This is a genomic window from Bacillus sp. P14.5 (assembly GCF_003316765.1).
Lineage (GTDB): Bacteria > Bacillota > Bacilli > Bacillales > Bacillaceae_B > Rossellomorea.
The window spans coordinates 118,576-134,268 of the sequence record NZ_NIJF01000095.1; the positions used below are offsets into that span (position 1 = coordinate 118,576).

Genomic DNA, 15,693 nt, shown 5'->3' on the forward strand with positions numbered 1-15,693 from the left:
GTGAACAAATGAACGTTGGTGCAATGCTATCCATGCAGAATTTAGGACAGCTTTCCAATCGGGAAATGGCAAATGGGCGTCAAGAAGGAGAGAATGGGACTCTTTTCAGCCGTTTATTTTCCAGTGAGATGGAGTCTGAAGCAAGTGGTGAACAAATTGAGACAGAAATGATGCAGCTTCTGAAGCTTCTCCAGATTCTTCAAGGGGAGAGCACAGGCACTCTTGAGACAAAAGAAATCTCAGATGTGAATTTGAAGGCGGTCCTTACTGAAGCTGGTTTTACTGAAATGGAATTCCTTGAGGCTGTACAATCTTTAATGCAGGGGATTGTTAAGGAAATCCCTCAATTAAAAGAAATAGTTTCTTTATTGAAAGAGGAAGAAGGAGAAGAAGCCTTAATTCAGTTATTGGAAGTAATCAGTTTGGTATCCGTTGATAACCTGAAAAAATTAGACCAGCCGTCACTTCAGCTTCTCCTGAAAGCTTCGAAGGTACTGGAGCAGGGCTTGAGACAAACTGATTCCAATAATAATCAAGCTGAAAAGGCTGAAAGCTTACAGAATAACCTAAGAATTATCGGGCAGAAGCTGGAACAGATTTTCAATGGCGGCGATTTGAAAAGCGCCAAATGGAGTGAAATTCTCAAACGGGCGTTCGATGCTAATCTTTCAGGCAGAAATCCAGATGCGATTTCAAAAAATGAAGTTCAGCATTCACTTTCTGTTAATAAACCTTCCGGAGAGAAATCCGCTAATCTGGTTCAACTCAATGGGAAGCAATTGTCCTTCCAGACCAATAACATTGATTCTGCTGCAGAAAGCACATTGGAGGGGGAAAAGCCTTCAAAGGGAAATGGTGTTCCATTTACAAGTTTGATAGGACAGCATCAAACAGGAAAAATAGAGCAATTCTCTCTCTTCTTGAATAGGAACAAAAATGGAACTACTTACGAACAATTTGTTAAAGAGTTTGCAAATATTCTGGGAAGATCACAAATGATGCATACTCCCAACATGAGCAAACTGCTGATCAAGCTTTATCCAGAGCAGCTTGGTTCACTGCGTATTGAAATTCTGCAGCAAAATGGGGTTATGACTGCAAGGATTCTTGCAAGCACAAAGGCAGCCAAGGATATTCTTGATTCGCAGCTGACTGGGTTAAGACAAGCACTATCAAGCCAGAATCTCCAGGTTGAAAAAATAGAAGTAGCCCATACACTGAATGAAATGAACCGTCAGGAAAGACAGCCTTCACAACAAAATAATGGACAGCAGCCAAAAGAGCAGTCAAACCAGCAGCAGGATGAAAATGAAAATCCTGAAACAACTTTCAAAGAACTACTAATGAACAGTGAAGTATAGGTGATGAAAATGTCTAATACGATCAACTCAAATCTATTATTATCTTCAATGCAGCAGAAAGAAAGAGAAGGGGGAAAAGATGTACTGGGTAAAGATGATTTCATGAAAATCCTGATGACCCAGCTTCAGAACCAAGACCCTCTTAATCCAATGCAGGACAAAGATTTTATAGCTCAAATGGCGACTTTCTCTACCTTGGAGCAGATCACTAATTTAGGTAAAACGATGGAAAAATTCATTGAAGCAGAAGGACAGAATAACCTGATTTCATATAATCAATTTGTCGGAAAAGAAATTACCTGGCACAAACTTGAGAATACAGATGGTGAAGGCGGCAAAACAGAGATCAAAGAAGGAAAGGGCATCGTCAATTCTGTAAGGTTTAAGGATAATGAAGTCCAATTTATTTTAGAAGATGGAACAACACTGGCGCCTGGCAATTTATCACAAGTCAATCATAATAGGAATTCATCTGGCGGCAATTCATTAGTCACTGCAAGCAGCCTGATCGGAAGGAGTGTACACTGGAAATCCGGAGAAGAAGAATTATATAGTTCCGTTTCCTCGGTGTCAAAGAAAGAAGGCAGTCTATGGTTCCATTTAGAAAATGGAAGCAAGATCAAAGAAGAACAAATTATGAAAATTGAATAATCAAGGAAGTGGTTGAATGCAGAGCAAGTTCATCAATCGTTTGCCATCTCAACCGATTACGTCACAATTTCCTCCTAAAAGTATTGGCAAGAATACCACTCCTGCCAAGTCTTTCGCCGAAACCTTAAAGGAATCTTTTGAAGGAAAAAGCCTTACGATAAGCAAGCACGCGGATACCCGATTGAAGCAGAGAGGGATTGAAATATCGTCTGAGACATGGAGGGAAGTTGAAAGTAAGGTTGCTCAAGCCAAAACAAAAGGTGTAAAGGAATCGCTTGTTATTCTTGAAAATGCGGCATTGATTGTCAGCGCGAAAAATTCCACCGTCATAACTGCCATGGATAGAAAAGAAGCAGGTTCACAGATTTTCACTAATATAGATGGAACAATAATCATAGATCAATAGGCTGGACCTTATAGAGGAAGCCATTCACTGTTGACCGACAGATGCAGTGAAATATGAAAGGGGAAAATTAAACATGCTACGTTCAATGTATTCAGGAATCAGCGGAATGAAAAATTTCCAAACAAAACTTGATGTAATCGGTAATAATATCGCAAACGTAAACACCTACGGATTTAAGAAAGGCCGTGTCACTTTCAAGGATACAATGAATCAGACCGTAACAGGAGCTTCAGCTGCACAGGAAAACCGCGGAGGAAGAAACCCTATGCAGGTTGGGCTGGGGTCCACACTTTCAACCATTGATACGATCCATACTCAATCAAGCCTTCAGTCAACCGGCCGCCCGCTTGATCTGGCAATCAATGGAGATGGTTACTTCGTGGTCAAGCAAGGAGATGCTGAGTTCTATTCGAGAGCTGGAAACTTCTACTTGGATGATAATGGCACACTGGTTAACGGTGACGGGATGAAAGTTCAATCATATGAAAATGGAGTTCTGGAAGATATCCAGGTCAATGTAAACGCCCAGCTTCCGGCTAATACTACTGAGGAAATTACGCTATCTGGAAATCTTTCAAATAACGCAGTAGGCGATGAGCCATTCGTTCAGCAAATCAACGTGGTAACTGATGAAGGAGAACAGATTACACTGGATATGAAATTATCACCAATAGGCACTCCATCTTCAAAATGGTCATTGGAATTCATTAACCAAAATGGAGAGACGCCTCTTAATACACCGCCGGTAACGATTGACTTTGACAATCCTGGTGAGAATTTAACCGTAACTCCCCCACTGAATCCGGAAGAAATCAATCTTCCTTATACAGATTCGAATGGTGATGCTCAGAATTTGGACGTTTCAATTGATTATTCTCAGCTTACCAATCTTGCTGGAGATTTATCAGCCGCTGCTGATCCAGACGGAAATACAGCGGGATCACTTGAAAGCTTCAACATCGGCTCGATGGGAGAGATAAATGGTGTTTATTCCAACGGAGAAATTACCACAATCGGTTACCTTGCATTGGCTAAATTCAGCAACCCATCCGGTTTGACCAAGGCGGGCGGCAACTCTTTCCAGCAGTCGGTAAACTCAGGTACGGCGAATGTTAATGTAGCTGGGGAAGGCAGAGGAACCATTGCCTCAGGATCCCTGGAAATGTCCAATGTCGACCTGTCAGAAGAGTTTACAGAAATGATTTCTGCACAGCGCGGTTTCCAGGCGAACACCCGAATCATCACCACTTCGGATGAAATCCTTCAAGAGCTTGTGAACTTGAAACGATAATAGATTGCAAGGGAGGTACAGGACTGGATGGTGAAAATCATGCCGGTCCTGAATAAATTTGATAAAGCTGACCAAATTGAATGGCAAAACGTTCTCGCTTAATTGTTTATACATAGAAAGTGCGGAAGCATTTCCTGACACCACCATCACTCTTACCAACGGAAAGAAATTGGTTGTGAAAGAGACAGTAGAAGAAGTGGAGAACAAGACGGCCTCCTTCTACCGGAAAATTAACATACTGGGACTACGTAATACCGCGGGGGTACAAGATGAAGAATAAACTGCTTACTATAACACTGATATTGTTGGTGACCATCACCTTGGTAGGTGTTCTGGCCCTCGTTGTTTTATTAAAGTTCAATGGGGACGAAACGAAAGAACCGAGCATCGATGAAGTGATTGAAGCATCGGTCGACGTACCGGAACTTACCACAAACCTGCTCAGCGGGGATTACATCAGAATTTCCTTTAAAGTCCAGACGGACGGCAAAAAAGCAAAGGAAGAATTAGAAAAAAGGGATTTTCAAGTGAAGAATATCATCATAGAAGAGCTTTCTGAATTGAAATCGGAAGAACTTCAGGGAAAAGAAGGAAAACAGCAGCTGGAAACGACCATAAAGGATAAAGCTAACAGCCTTATGCAAGAGGGAGAAATCGAAAGAGTATATATCACCTCTTATATGATTCAATAAGAATGCTGCAGTAGAAAGCGGGGTGAGGAAATGTCCAGTGAGGTTCTCTCGCAAAATGAGATAGATGCATTGTTATCGGCACTTTCTACAGGTGAAATGAGTGCGGATGATTTTAAAAAAGATGAAGAAGAGAAAAAAGTAAAAGTTTACGATTTTAAGAGGGCGCTAAGATTCTCTAAAGATCAAATCAGAAGTTTGACGAGGATTCATGAAAATTTTGCAAGAATCCTGACTACCTATTTTTCAGCACAGCTGAGAACATATGTACAGATATCTGTAGTATCTGCCGATCAGGTGCCATTTGAGGAGTTTGTCAGGTCGGTACCCAAAATGACCATATTGAATATCTTTGACGTTCCCCCTTTGGACGGGCATATCTTGATGGAAGTTAATCCTAATATCGGCTATGCCATGATGGACCGTGTAATGGGCGGCAAGGGAACTGGGATGAATAAGATAGAAAACCTGACGGAGATCGAAACAAAGATCATGTCCAATCTTTTCGAAAGGGCATTTGATAATCTCCGTGACGCTTGGAGCAATATAGCTGAAATAGATCCGATGCTTGCAGAGTTCGAAGTGAATCCTCAGTTTTTGCAAATGGTTTCTCCCAATGAGACCGTAGTGGTCATTTCAATGAATACGACTATCGGGGAAACCAGCGGGATGATCAACATTTGTATACCGCATGTCGTTCTGGAGCCGATCATTCCTAAATTATCGGTGAGCTACTGGATGCAGACGAAAGCGAAGGAAAAAGATCCTCAGGAATCAGAAAAACTTCAGAAGCGAATTAAAACAGCGCAAGTACCGGTTGTGGCTGAATTAGGCAGCTCAGATATTACAATTGATGATTTCCTCTCGCTGGATATAGGTGATGTTATACAGTTGAACAGACGAATAGACTCGCCTTTAGTGGTAAAGGTCGGGGAAATCCCTAAATTCACCGCCCAGCCAGGAGAGCAGAACAAAAAACTTGCTGTACAAATAATTGATTCTTTAAAGGGGGGAGAAGAGGATGATGAGTGATGATATGTTATCACAAGATGAAATAGATGCCCTATTGAGGGGCACAGCCAGCGATGAGAAAGAATCAGCTTCTTCTCAAAATTTAAATGTGGAAGAGTACTTGAGTGAGTTCGAACAGGACGCTTTGGGAGAAATCGGTAATATATCCTTCGGCAGTTCAGCCACAGCTCTTTCTACTCTGCTGAACCAGAAAGTTGAAATCACTACACCAAAGGTCTCCATCTTGGAAAGAAGCAGATTGGAAGATGATTTTCCACATCCGTATGTAGCTATACAAGTTCAATATACAGAAGGATTTTCTGGTGCCAATCTCTTGGTCATAAAACAGGAAGACGCCGCAGTAATTGCTGACCTGATGCTTGGAGGAGATGGGCTGAGCCCATCAACGGACCTTGGGGAAATCCAAGTTAGTGCGGTTCAAGAAGCAATGAACCAGATGATGGGATCGGCTGCTACGTCCATGTCCACAGTGTTCAGTAAAAGAGTGGATATATCCCCTCCGACAGTCGATATGATGTATCTTCCTAAAGGAGAAGGTGCAGACAACATTCCTGAACAAGATTTATTGACTAAGATCTCTTTTTCATTAAAAGTAGGAAACTTGATAGATTCAAATATCATGCAGTTGCTTCCTCTGCAATTTGCCAAACAGCTTGTCGAAGAATTAACAAATAATAACGATACTTCATCGACAAATTCCGATATAATGGAACAGGACATGGTCAATCAGGAGAATAGTAACCGGAACACAGTTCCAGAGACATCGTATAAAGAACCTGAAACTTACAAAGAAACGCCAGCCCGACAGGCACCTGAAAGAACCCAGCCTCAGCACTATGGAAGCAATCAGGTGAATGAGCAGGCTGTCAATGTACAACCGGCTTCATTTTCAAGTTTTGAACAGGCGCCGGCTGCCAAGCCTGAAAGTAAAAATCTTGATATGCTCCTGGACATTCCATTGAATGTGACAGTTGAACTTGGCAGGACGAATCGTTCTGTTAAGGATATCCTGGAATTATCTTCAGGTTCAATTATTGAGCTCGATAAGCTTGCCGGTGAACCGGTCGATGTCCTGGTGAACAGCAGACTAATAGCAAAAGGTGAAGTGGTCGTCATTGATGAAAACTTCGGAGTTAGAATCACAGATATTGTCAGTCAAACAGACAGATTAAAAAAACTGAAGTAAAACGGGGGAAAAGAAAATGGCAAATAGAATTTTGATAGTGGATGACGCGGCTTTTATGAGAATGATGATCAAAGATATTCTTTCGAAGAACGGCTTCGAAGTTGTAGGAGAAGCTGCAGACGGCAATCAGGCAGTCGAGAAATTTAAAGAGTTAAATCCTGATTTAGTCACAATGGATATAACGATGCCTGAAAAAGATGGAATAGCTGCATTAAAAGAAATAAAAGCAATAGATGGGAATGCCAAGATCATCATGTGTTCAGCAATGGGGCAGCAAGCAATGGTCATCGACGCCATTCAGGCCGGTGCGAAGGACTTCATTGTTAAACCGTTCCAGGCGGACCGCGTAATCGAAGCAATACAGAAAGCGTTAAACTAAAGGTATTCAGCAGATAAATAAATGATAGTTTTTTCCAAGCAACATAAGCAAGGGAATTAAGGAGAAGGTGCTTTTTTTGAGAAACATATTAAGGAAGCTTTTTTTCATTATTGCTTGTTCAGCTGCTCTGCATATGACTGGAACCATGCCGGCATATGCAGGGTTCGATGGAACCGTGAAAGACTACTGGGAACAGCCTGAAGAGCGTAATGAAGAAGAACAGCCTGCAGCAGAACAGACTGAAAACAGCAATCCCCAGCCCTCCACTGGTGTTACGGCGATGGATTATATGAAAATGATTTTTGCCCTTATATTTGTTATTGCCTTAATCTATTTTTTGCTAAAATTTATCAATCAAAAGAGCAAATCATTTCAGCAGACCAAGTTGATTCACAACCTTGGGGGTACAACGCTTGGGGGGAACCGCTCCGTTCAGCTCGTGAAAGTAGGGGGGAGAATCCTCGTCCTTGGCGTGGGGGAAGACATTCAATTATTGAAGGAAATTGATGAGACAGAAGAAAAAGAAGAAATTCTTAACTTTTATGAAGATAAATCACAAGGGTTACAGCAGCAGAAGGACATCCTGACACAATGGGTTGGCAAGAAAACGGGTATTGCTTCTGATAAGCCTAAAGAGGCTGAATCATTTCAATCTTTGCTGAAATCACAGATAGACGATGTAAGGAAAGGCAGAAAGAAAATGCTTAAAGATTTGGACAAGGAGACAGATAACAATGAATGAATTCATGGAGTTTTTCAATACCAATTCTCCCGATTCTGTCTCAACATCTGTGAAGCTGCTGCTCCTCTTTACGGTGCTTTCCATAGCGCCCAGCATTTTGATTCTGATGACTTCTTTTACAAGGATTGTCATTGTGCTTTCGTTCGTCCGTACTTCATTGGCAACGCAGCAAATGCCTCCCAATCAAGTACTGATGGGGTTAGCTCTGTTTTTAACTTTTTTATAATGGCACCCACTTTCCAGGAAGTGAATGAAACGGCTTTGACTCCTTTATTTAATGAGGAGATCAACCTGGAGGAGGCATATGAGAACGCAGCGGTCCCATTCAAGGATTTTATGAGTAAGCATACGAGACAAAAAGACTTGGAACTGTTCCTGAATTACTCTGGTGCAGACAGGCCCGAATCAATAGACGATATTCCTCTGACAGCTCTTGTACCCGCTTTTGCACTAAGTGAAATCAAGACGGCTTTCCAGATCGGTTTTATGATTTTCATCCCTTTTCTAGTCATTGATATGGTCGTTGCGAGTGTGCTTATGTCGATGGGGATGATGATGCTTCCGCCCGTCATGATATCGTTACCGTTCAAAATTTTGCTTTTCGTCTTGGTGGACGGCTGGTACCTGGTCGTTAAATCTTTGCTGCAAAGCTTTTAAGTAGGTGATTAATATGAATGTAGAATCGGTAATTGCTCTAGCTGAAAGAGGGGTCTATACGACATTGGTGATATGCGGACCTTTGCTTCTGCTCGCTTTGGTCGTCGGTCTAGTTGTCAGTATTTTTCAGGCAACGACTCAGATTCAGGAGCAGACTTTGGCCTTTATCCCAAAGATTGTAGCCGTCCTTATTGGTGTTGTCTTTTTTGGACCGTGGATGCTTACTAAAATGGTCACATACACATCCGAAATTTTCACAAACCTAAACAGGTTTGTAGGATAGATGAAATGGAAGAACTGATTCCGAGCCTTTCTATCTTTCTATTAGTTTTTACAAGGGTTTCCGCTTTCTTTGTGACCCTTCCGCTATTTTCTTACAGATCTATTCCGGCTCAGCACCGTATCGGGTTCGCTGGTGTGGTTGCCTGGATTATGTACTATTCTATCGATGCGGACCCGATGGTAATAGATGCCGCTTATATACTTTTGGTTATGAAAGAAGCACTTATCGGTCTATTGATAGGGTTCACTGCCTATATGATTATAGCCGCCATACAGGTTGCCGGGAGTTTTATTGACTTCCAGATGGGGTTTGCCATTGCTAACGTCATTGACCCGCAGACTGGCGCTCAATCCCCGCTGGTTGGACAGTATCTATATACTTTTGCCCTCCTGCTTCTGCTTGCTCTCGATGGGCATCATCTGCTTCTCGATGGCGTGTTTTACAGTTATCAATTTATTCCTATAGATCAGCCTTGGATTCCTTTTGGAAATGAGAACCTGACAGAATACGTTCTAAAAACCTTTAACACTGTGTTTATCATAGCTTTTCAAATGTCAATTCCGGTAGTCGCCACCCTCTTTCTGGTAGATGTTGCATTAGGGATTGTGGCACGGACTGTACCGCAGCTTAATATCTTTGTAGTCGGTTTTCCTATTAAAATTGCAGTCAGCTTCCTGGTTTTATTCATTGTGCTGGGTGCTATGATGACTGTTATGCAGCAAATGTTTGAATTAATGGTTTATACCATGAGAGATCTAATGAAAATTATCGGAGGCGCTTGATTTGAAATTGCTTTCCCTTGATCTGCAGTTTTTTGCAGGTGAAAAAACAGAAAAAGCCACTCCTAAAAAACGCCAGGATTCAAGGAAGAAAGGTCAAACAGCAAAAAGCCAGGATGTGAATACAGCTGTCATATTACTCGCTGTATTTTTATTTTTGACTTTTAGTGCTTCTTATATCGGCAATATCGTTTTTGATTTATTCCGCATTTCTTTTCAAGATTATATGATGATGGACTTGACCCAGGATTCCTTCATGCTGATAGTGATGGAGGTTTTGCAGCAGGTCGCGATATTGCTTGGGCCGATTATGCTCGTAGCACTCCTGGCGGGTATATTTTCCAACTATGTACAAGTCGGTGTCATGTTTACTGGAGAACCCTTACAGCCTAAACTTGAAAAAATCGATCCGATAAAGGGAGCGAAGCGGATATTTTCCTTAAGAGCGATTGTCGAATTGTTGAAGTCGATATTGAAAATCGGATTCGTAGGCGCCATTACATTTGTCATTTTATGGTGGAATATCGAAGAAGTATTGCTGCTTTCGTTTAAATCCACCCATGACTCTTTGGCGACAATGGCGTCCCTGACTGTTCAAATGGGGATTGCTGCTTCATTGGCACTGCTGTTTTTATCCGTTTTTGACTATCTATATCAAAAATATGATTTTGAAAAAAATATCAAGATGTCCAAACAGGATATTAAAGATGAACATAAAAACACTGAGGGAGACCCCCTTATCAAATCCAAGATTAAGCAAAGGCAGAGGGAAATGGCAATGAGGCGGATGATGCAGGAAGTACCTGAAGCCGATGTCGTCATAACCAACCCCACCCACTTTGCTATTGCATTGAAATATGATGAAAGTAAATCAGATGCTCCTTATGTTGTGGCAAAAGGCGTCGACTATCTGGCCCAAAAAATAAAATTTATCGCCAGTGAAAATGATGTCATCATGGTAGAAAACAGGCCTCTGGCACGGTCGCTTTATGACAGTGCTGAAATTGGCGATGCGATACCAGAGGAGTTTTTTAAGGCAGTGGCAGAAATCCTGGCCTATGTCTATCGAATGAAAAATCAGCTGTAACAGCTTAAGTTAGGAGGGAATGCAGATGTCAGTAAGAGATTTATCAGTACTATCCAGTGTCATTCTTATAGTAGCTATGCTCATCATTCCTTTTCCGCCTTGGCTGTTAAGTGTACTGATCATAATAAATATTGCCTTGGCTCTCCTGGTCCTTCTGATCTCGATGAATATGAACGAACCGCTGCAATTTGCGATATTTCCTTCATTGCTGCTTCTATTGACGCTGTTCAGGCTGGGACTGAATGTGTCAACCACCCGTTCCATTCTCAGTAACGGAGAAGCAGGCGATGTTGTTGAAACTTTTGGAACTTTTGTGGTCGGTGGAAATGTCCTGGTAGGTCTTGTAGTTTTCATCATTTTGATTATCATTCAATTTGTTGTTATAACCAAAGGTTCGGAGCGTGTTTCCGAGGTAGCAGCAAGATTTACGCTTGATGCTATGCCGGGTAAGCAGATGAGTATAGATGCAGACCTGAATGCCGGGATCATTTCCGAACATGATGCCAGGGCACGCAGGGAGAAAGTAAGCAGTGAAGCAGACTTTTATGGTGCCATGGATGGTGCGTCCAAATTTGTCAAAGGGGATGCGATAGCCGGCATCATCATCGTGATGATGAACCTGATCTTCGGAATCATCATCGGGATGACCCAGCAGGGGCTGCCAATAGGAGAGGCGGCCACACGCTATTCATTATTGACAGTGGGAGATGGAATCGTCAGCCAGATTCCAGCTCTTTTGATTTCGACCGCAACCGGTATTGTTGTGACCAGGGCAGCCTCCGATGGAAACCTCGGACAGGATATCATGAATCAGCTTTTGGCTTTTCCGCCGATGCTGTATGTTTCGGGAGCCACCATTTTTCTTCTGGGATTATTTACTCCAATTAATGATATTCTGACCATACCAGTAGCTGCTGCTCTTGGAATTGGCGGATATATGCTGTCCCGGGCACCAAAAGAAGATGAAGAAGACCTCATTGAAATGGAAGAAGAGAGAGAACAGGATGAAATGAAAAGCCCTGAGAGCGTGGTCAGCTTGTTGAATGTGGATCCGATTGAGTTTGAATTCGGTTACGGTCTAATACCGTTAGCCGATGCCAACCAAGGAGGCGATCTCCTTGACCGGGTTGTCATGATCCGTAGACAGCTGGCGATAGAACTAGGATTAGTTATTCCTGTCGTACGCATACGGGATAATATCCAATTACAGCCTAATGAATACAGGCTGAAAATTAAAGGGAACGAAATGGCAAGAGGAGAACTGCTGCTGGACCACTACCTGGCCATGAGTCCAGGAGTGGAAGATGAGTCCATCGAAGGAATTGATACTGTTGAACCCTCCTTCGGCCTTCCCGCTAAGTGGATTGGCGAAGACATGAAAGAGCAGGCGGAGATTTTCGGTTATACCGTGGTAGATCCACCGTCAGTCGTTTCAACACATATCACTGAAGTGATCAAGAATAATGCACATGAATTGCTTGGAAGACAGGAGACGAAGCAGCTTATCGATCACCTTCAGGAATCCTATCCAATTCTTGTAGAAGAAGTCACACCGAATCCATTATCTGTTGGTGAAGTGCAAAAAGTTCTTGCGAAATTATTGAAAGAGAATGTTTCCATCAGAAACCTTCCCATCATATTTGAAACCTTGGCTGACTATGGAAAAATGAGCACTGATACAGATTTGTTGGCGGAGTATGTCAGGCAGGCGCTGGCAAGACAGATTACTTCCCAATATGTTGATCAGGGCGGGAGCCTTAAAGTGGTCACCCTCTCTGGAAGAGTCGAGAAATTAATTGCTGATGCTGTTCAGCAGACAGAGCATGGAAACTATCTTTCGATGGATCCGAATGACTCCCAGCGGGTCTTGGAGGCACTTGCCTCACAAGTGGAACAATTGTCCCTTATGGAAGAGTCACCTGTCATTTTGTGTTCTCCTGCCATTAGGATGTATGTGAGGCAGCTGATTGAAAGGTACTTCCCTCAAGTACCGACGCTTTCTTACAATGAATTAGAGGCAAATGTAGAAGTCCAAAGTTTAGGGTTGGTGAATGTCGAATGAAAGTGAAAAAATTTACAGCACCTACTATGCCGGAAGCCATGAAGAATATACGGGCTGAATTGGGGGAAAGTGCTGTCATATTGAACTCCAAGATCATTTATACAGGAGGATTTCTTGGGTTATTCAAAAAGAAATATATTGAAGTGATTGCAGCGATCGATCCTAATTCAAACCAGACAGCGAGAGAAAAGCGTCCAGCGCATATTCCGGCTGAAACTAAAGAAAAGCCGCCGCTTCCCGCAATGAAAGTACCTTCAGAAGCTGACATTGGGAACGGTTCACATGAGCTGAAGAAAGAAATCACAGAGCTTCAAAGTATTGTAAGGCAATTAAAAACGAAGGATGACTTTGGACATTATCCTGAGGCCATACGAAACCTTCTTTTGTATCTAAAAGATCAGGATGTGGATGAAAAGTATATCTTTGAAGCGGCAGAGCATCTGTCACTCCTGACACAGAATAAAGAGGTCTCTAGTGAAGAACTGAATTCATCTCTATCCGATTTTCTGCAGCTGAAGTTGACCGGTTTTGAATTCGGCGGGATAAGCTATCACAAAAAATATGTTAATGTTATTGGCCCTACCGGCGTCGGAAAGACAACCACCCTGGCCAAAATGGCTTCGGAAGCAGTTCTTGAAGAGCGAAAGAAAATCGCATTCATCACTACTGATACTTACAGAATAGCTGCCATAGAACAATTAAAGACGTATGCACAATTGTTAAATGTCCCCTTGGAAGTTGTATACAAGCTGGAGGACTTTAAGAAGGCAATCGATAAATTCTCGGATTACGACGTCATCTTCATTGATACCGCAGGACGTAATTTTAGAGAAGAGAAGTACGTGAAAGATTTGGAAAAGATAATCGACTTCAAAAATGATATGGAAACATTCCTAGTGCTGTCAATGACTTCGAAAGAAAAAGATTTACATGAAATCATAAGGAATTTCTCCAATATTCCAATTGAAAAGTTCATCTTTTCAAAGGTTGATGAAACTTCCAGCTATGGGACTATGTACAACCTGTTGAGAAATGAAGAAACGGGTGCAGCTTATATCACCTCGGGTCAAAGTGTCCCTGAAGATATATCCGAGGCATCATCTAAAGAGATCGTAGAATTAGTGATGGAAGGTATCTCTAAATGAAGGATCAGGCACAGGGTTTAAGGCTGAAGATGCTTGAAGCACAGTCAAGGAATGCAAAAACCATTGCAGTAGTCAGCGGCAAGGGAGGCGTGGGGAAAACTAACTTTGCAGTGAATTTCTCACTGGCACTTCAGAAAAAAGGTAAAAAGGTTCTCCTGTTTGACCTTGATATCGGAATGGGGAATATCCACATTATCCTCGGAAAACAGCCGGACAAAACCATTGCTGACTTTATAAACAATCCCGTTTCCCAAATAGGCGAAATCATATACACGGATGAAGAGGGGTCATCTTATATCAGTGCCGGGAACGGCCTGCAGAATATTATGGAATGGGATGAACAGGACGTTGAAAGGCTGTTGAATGCCCTTGCAGAACTCATTCACTCCTATGATTATATTGTTTTTGATATGGGTGCAGGGGCTGCTCAGCATACCTTGGAAATCCTAATGGCCGTGGAAGATATTTTTGTCGTCACCACCCCTGAACCGACTGCTGTCACGGATGCCTATTCTATGATGAAGTACATCAATATGAAAGACAGCGGCAAGGAGTTTTACCTCATTTGCAACAGAGCTGAAAATGAACAAGAGGGAACGGAAACCCTGAACAGATTGAAGCAGGCAATGGCAAAATTCCTGAACAAAGAAGTATTTTTATTTGGTGTGCTGCCGGAAGATGCTTCAGTAAGGAAAGCAGTCACCAGGCAAGTTCCCCTGCTGAACTCTTTTCCTCAATCTCAAATATCCTTGTCATTAAATCGTATACTTGGACAGTATCTTGCAGGGGTCACTACATTTACACCTGCAGAGAAAAAGGGGTTCGTATCCAATTTGAAACGGCTTCTGTTCAGGAGGAAAGGTAAATGATCCGGAAAAAAGTTTTGGTGGTGGACGATTCGGCCTTTATGAGGAAGTTGATAACAGATTTCCTCTCAAGTTCGACCCGATTGGAAGTCATCGGAACTGCCAGAAATGGCAAGGATGCTTTAGAAAAAATCGAAAGGCTCAATCCCGATGTCATCACAATGGATGTTGAAATGCCTGAGATGAACGGGATTCAAGCCTTAAAATCGATAATGGAAAACCGCCCTCTGCCTGTCGTTATGCTCTCTTCAACAACCAGGGAAGGTGCAGAGAACACGATTACAGCTATGAATAATGGCGCAATAGACTTTGTTGCAAAACCATCAGGCGCTATTTCACTGGATCTTCATAAAGTGAAGGAAGACTTGATTTCAAAGGTCCTAAATGCCAGTGAGGTACCCATACACCGACTCGGGACGGTTAAAGAAAATACTAAATTGCTGCCCCGCAGGAGTAGTGCAGAACCAGAACGAAATAGAAAAGAACTTTGGAGCCGGCTTTCAAGGAAAATCATTTGCATAGGCACTTCAACAGGCGGTCCCAGGGCACTTCAGCAAGTTGTGACTTCTCTCCCTTCTTCCATTCCTGCACCGGTCCTGATTGTTCAGCATATGCCGGCTGGGTTTACAAAATCTTTGGCCAATCGGCTGAATACTTTATCGGACATGACTGTTAAAGAAGCAGAAGATGGAGAGCTATTAAAGAACGGAACTGCCTATATTGCTCCCGGAGGATACCATTTAAAGGTTACACATGATAGATTTGGCGTGAAAGCTGTCCTTGATGAACTCCAACCTCCGCGAAACAGCCACCGCCCTGCAGTTGATGTAATGTTTGAATCTGTCAGTGAACTGCCAGGGTATGACAAAATAGCTGTTATAATGACCGGAATGGGTGCAGATGGGTCTAAAGGTCTGGTAAAATTGAAGGGTGAGGGCAGAGTGAAAGCCATTGCTGAATCAGAGGATACATGTATTGTTTACGGAATGCCTAAGGCTGCCATCTCTACAAATCTGGTAGATGACATTGAAGCTTTAGAAAATATCGCTGGCTGCATTATGAAGTATATGCCCTAGA

17 protein-coding genes and 1 pseudogene are annotated in these 15,693 nt (G+C 42.4%); all 18 read left to right on the forward strand.

What is annotated here, in order from left to right:
• Positions 1 to 8: 8 nt before the first annotated feature.
• Positions 9 to 1,361 (forward strand): flagellar hook-length control protein FliK, encoded by a 1,353-nt coding sequence (locus B9Z54_RS18645; protein WP_113929896.1) that lies wholly within the window; start codon positions 9 to 11, stop codon positions 1,359 to 1,361.
• 9 nt (positions 1,362 to 1,370) lie between these two features.
• Complete coding sequence (gene flgD, locus B9Z54_RS18650; RefSeq protein WP_113929897.1) at positions 1,371 to 2,012, forward strand: flagellar hook assembly protein FlgD; 642 nt, start codon at positions 1,371 to 1,373, stop codon at positions 2,010 to 2,012.
• Positions 2,013 to 2,028: 16 nt separating this feature from the next.
• On the forward strand, positions 2,029 to 2,418 hold the full coding sequence (locus B9Z54_RS18655) for a TIGR02530 family flagellar biosynthesis protein (RefSeq protein WP_113929898.1): 390 nt from the start codon (positions 2,029 to 2,031) through the stop codon (positions 2,416 to 2,418).
• Between the two features lie 73 nt (positions 2,419 to 2,491).
• Positions 2,492 to 3,709: a flagellar hook protein FlgE gene (locus tag B9Z54_RS18660; protein WP_205207735.1), complete on the forward strand. Its 1,218-nt coding sequence runs from the start codon at positions 2,492 to 2,494 to the stop codon at positions 3,707 to 3,709.
• 58 nt (positions 3,710 to 3,767) lie between these two features.
• The gene (locus B9Z54_RS18665) at positions 3,768 to 3,989 is read left to right on the forward strand and encodes a flagellar FlbD family protein (protein WP_113929899.1); all 222 of its coding nucleotides are present in this window, start codon (positions 3,768 to 3,770) and stop codon (positions 3,987 to 3,989) included.
• On the forward strand, positions 3,979 to 4,401 hold the full coding sequence (gene fliL, locus B9Z54_RS18670) for a flagellar basal body-associated protein FliL (RefSeq protein ID WP_113929900.1): 423 nt from the start codon (positions 3,979 to 3,981) through the stop codon (positions 4,399 to 4,401). Before B9Z54_RS18665 ends, fliL begins: the two co-directional genes overlap by 11 nt.
• Before the next feature lie 30 nt (positions 4,402 to 4,431).
• A complete protein-coding gene (gene fliM, locus B9Z54_RS18675; RefSeq protein ID WP_113929901.1) occupies positions 4,432 to 5,430 on the forward strand; it encodes a flagellar motor switch protein FliM in 999 nt (332 codons plus the stop codon).
• On the forward strand, positions 5,420 to 6,616 hold the full coding sequence (gene fliY / locus B9Z54_RS18680; RefSeq protein WP_113929902.1) for a flagellar motor switch phosphatase FliY: 1,197 nt from the start codon (positions 5,420 to 5,422) through the stop codon (positions 6,614 to 6,616). The genes fliM and fliY overlap by 11 nt, the downstream gene beginning before the upstream one ends.
• 16 nt (positions 6,617 to 6,632) lie before the next feature.
• Positions 6,633 to 6,995 (forward strand): response regulator, encoded by a 363-nt coding sequence (locus tag B9Z54_RS18685; RefSeq protein WP_113929903.1) that lies wholly within the window; start codon positions 6,633 to 6,635, stop codon positions 6,993 to 6,995.
• A gap of 76 nt (positions 6,996 to 7,071) precedes the next feature.
• Positions 7,072 to 7,737, forward strand: a complete 666-nt coding sequence (locus B9Z54_RS18690; RefSeq protein WP_113929904.1) for a flagellar biosynthetic protein FliO — start codon at positions 7,072 to 7,074, stop codon at positions 7,735 to 7,737.
• A gap of 106 nt (positions 7,738 to 7,843) precedes the next feature.
• Positions 7,844 to 8,394, forward strand: a pseudogene (gene fliP / locus B9Z54_RS18695) (flagellar type III secretion system pore protein FliP).
• A gap of 13 nt (positions 8,395 to 8,407) precedes the next feature.
• Complete coding sequence (gene fliQ / locus B9Z54_RS18700) at positions 8,408 to 8,677, forward strand: flagellar biosynthesis protein FliQ (RefSeq protein ID WP_113929905.1); 270 nt, start codon at positions 8,408 to 8,410, stop codon at positions 8,675 to 8,677.
• A 5-nt stretch (positions 8,678 to 8,682) separates the two neighbouring features.
• Positions 8,683 to 9,459, forward strand: a complete 777-nt coding sequence (gene fliR, locus B9Z54_RS18705; protein WP_113929906.1) for a flagellar biosynthetic protein FliR — start codon at positions 8,683 to 8,685, stop codon at positions 9,457 to 9,459.
• Position 9,460: 1 nt separating this feature from the next.
• The gene (gene flhB / locus B9Z54_RS18710) at positions 9,461 to 10,543 is read left to right on the forward strand and encodes a flagellar biosynthesis protein FlhB (RefSeq protein ID WP_113929907.1); all 1,083 of its coding nucleotides are present in this window, start codon (positions 9,461 to 9,463) and stop codon (positions 10,541 to 10,543) included.
• A gap of 25 nt (positions 10,544 to 10,568) precedes the next feature.
• Entirely contained in the window at positions 10,569 to 12,605 is a 2,037-nt protein-coding gene (gene flhA / locus B9Z54_RS18715; protein ID WP_113929908.1) for a flagellar biosynthesis protein FlhA, read from the forward strand.
• Positions 12,602 to 13,750 (forward strand): flagellar biosynthesis GTPase FlhF, encoded by a 1,149-nt coding sequence (gene flhF / locus B9Z54_RS18720; protein WP_113929909.1) that lies wholly within the window; start codon positions 12,602 to 12,604, stop codon positions 13,748 to 13,750. The genes flhA and flhF overlap by 4 nt, the downstream gene beginning before the upstream one ends.
• Positions 13,747 to 14,619: a MinD/ParA family protein gene (locus tag B9Z54_RS18725; protein WP_113929910.1), complete on the forward strand. Its 873-nt coding sequence runs from the start codon at positions 13,747 to 13,749 to the stop codon at positions 14,617 to 14,619. The genes flhF and B9Z54_RS18725 overlap by 4 nt, the downstream gene beginning before the upstream one ends.
• Entirely contained in the window at positions 14,616 to 15,692 is a 1,077-nt protein-coding gene (locus B9Z54_RS18730; protein ID WP_113929911.1) for a protein-glutamate methylesterase/protein-glutamine glutaminase, read from the forward strand. Before B9Z54_RS18725 ends, B9Z54_RS18730 begins: the two co-directional genes overlap by 4 nt.
• The last annotated feature ends 1 nt before the right edge of the window (position 15,693 follow it).

Coding starts and splice junctions, on each gene's coding strand:
- fliY (WP_113929902.1), top strand. CDS start 5,420: ATGATGAGTGATGATATGTTATCACAAGATGAAATAGATGCCCTATTG.
- fliQ (WP_113929905.1), top strand. CDS start 8,408: ATGAATGTAGAATCGGTAATTGCTCTAGCTGAAAGAGGGGTCTATACG.
- B9Z54_RS18685 (WP_113929903.1), top strand. CDS start 6,633: ATGGCAAATAGAATTTTGATAGTGGATGACGCGGCTTTTATGAGAATG.
- B9Z54_RS18655 (WP_113929898.1), top strand. CDS start 2,029: ATGCAGAGCAAGTTCATCAATCGTTTGCCATCTCAACCGATTACGTCA.
- flhF (WP_113929909.1), top strand. CDS start 12,602: ATGAAAGTGAAAAAATTTACAGCACCTACTATGCCGGAAGCCATGAAG.
- fliM (WP_113929901.1), top strand. CDS start 4,432: ATGTCCAGTGAGGTTCTCTCGCAAAATGAGATAGATGCATTGTTATCG.
- B9Z54_RS18645 (WP_113929896.1), top strand. CDS start 9: ATGAACGTTGGTGCAATGCTATCCATGCAGAATTTAGGACAGCTTTCC.
- fliR (WP_113929906.1), top strand. CDS start 8,683: ATGGAAGAACTGATTCCGAGCCTTTCTATCTTTCTATTAGTTTTTACA.
- B9Z54_RS18730 (WP_113929911.1), top strand. CDS start 14,616: ATGATCCGGAAAAAAGTTTTGGTGGTGGACGATTCGGCCTTTATGAGG.
- B9Z54_RS18725 (WP_113929910.1), top strand. CDS start 13,747: ATGAAGGATCAGGCACAGGGTTTAAGGCTGAAGATGCTTGAAGCACAG.
- fliL (WP_113929900.1), top strand. CDS start 3,979: ATGAAGAATAAACTGCTTACTATAACACTGATATTGTTGGTGACCATC.
- flhA (WP_113929908.1), top strand. CDS start 10,569: ATGTCAGTAAGAGATTTATCAGTACTATCCAGTGTCATTCTTATAGTA.
- flgD (WP_113929897.1), top strand. CDS start 1,371: ATGTCTAATACGATCAACTCAAATCTATTATTATCTTCAATGCAGCAG.
- B9Z54_RS18660 (WP_205207735.1), top strand. CDS start 2,492: ATGCTACGTTCAATGTATTCAGGAATCAGCGGAATGAAAAATTTCCAA.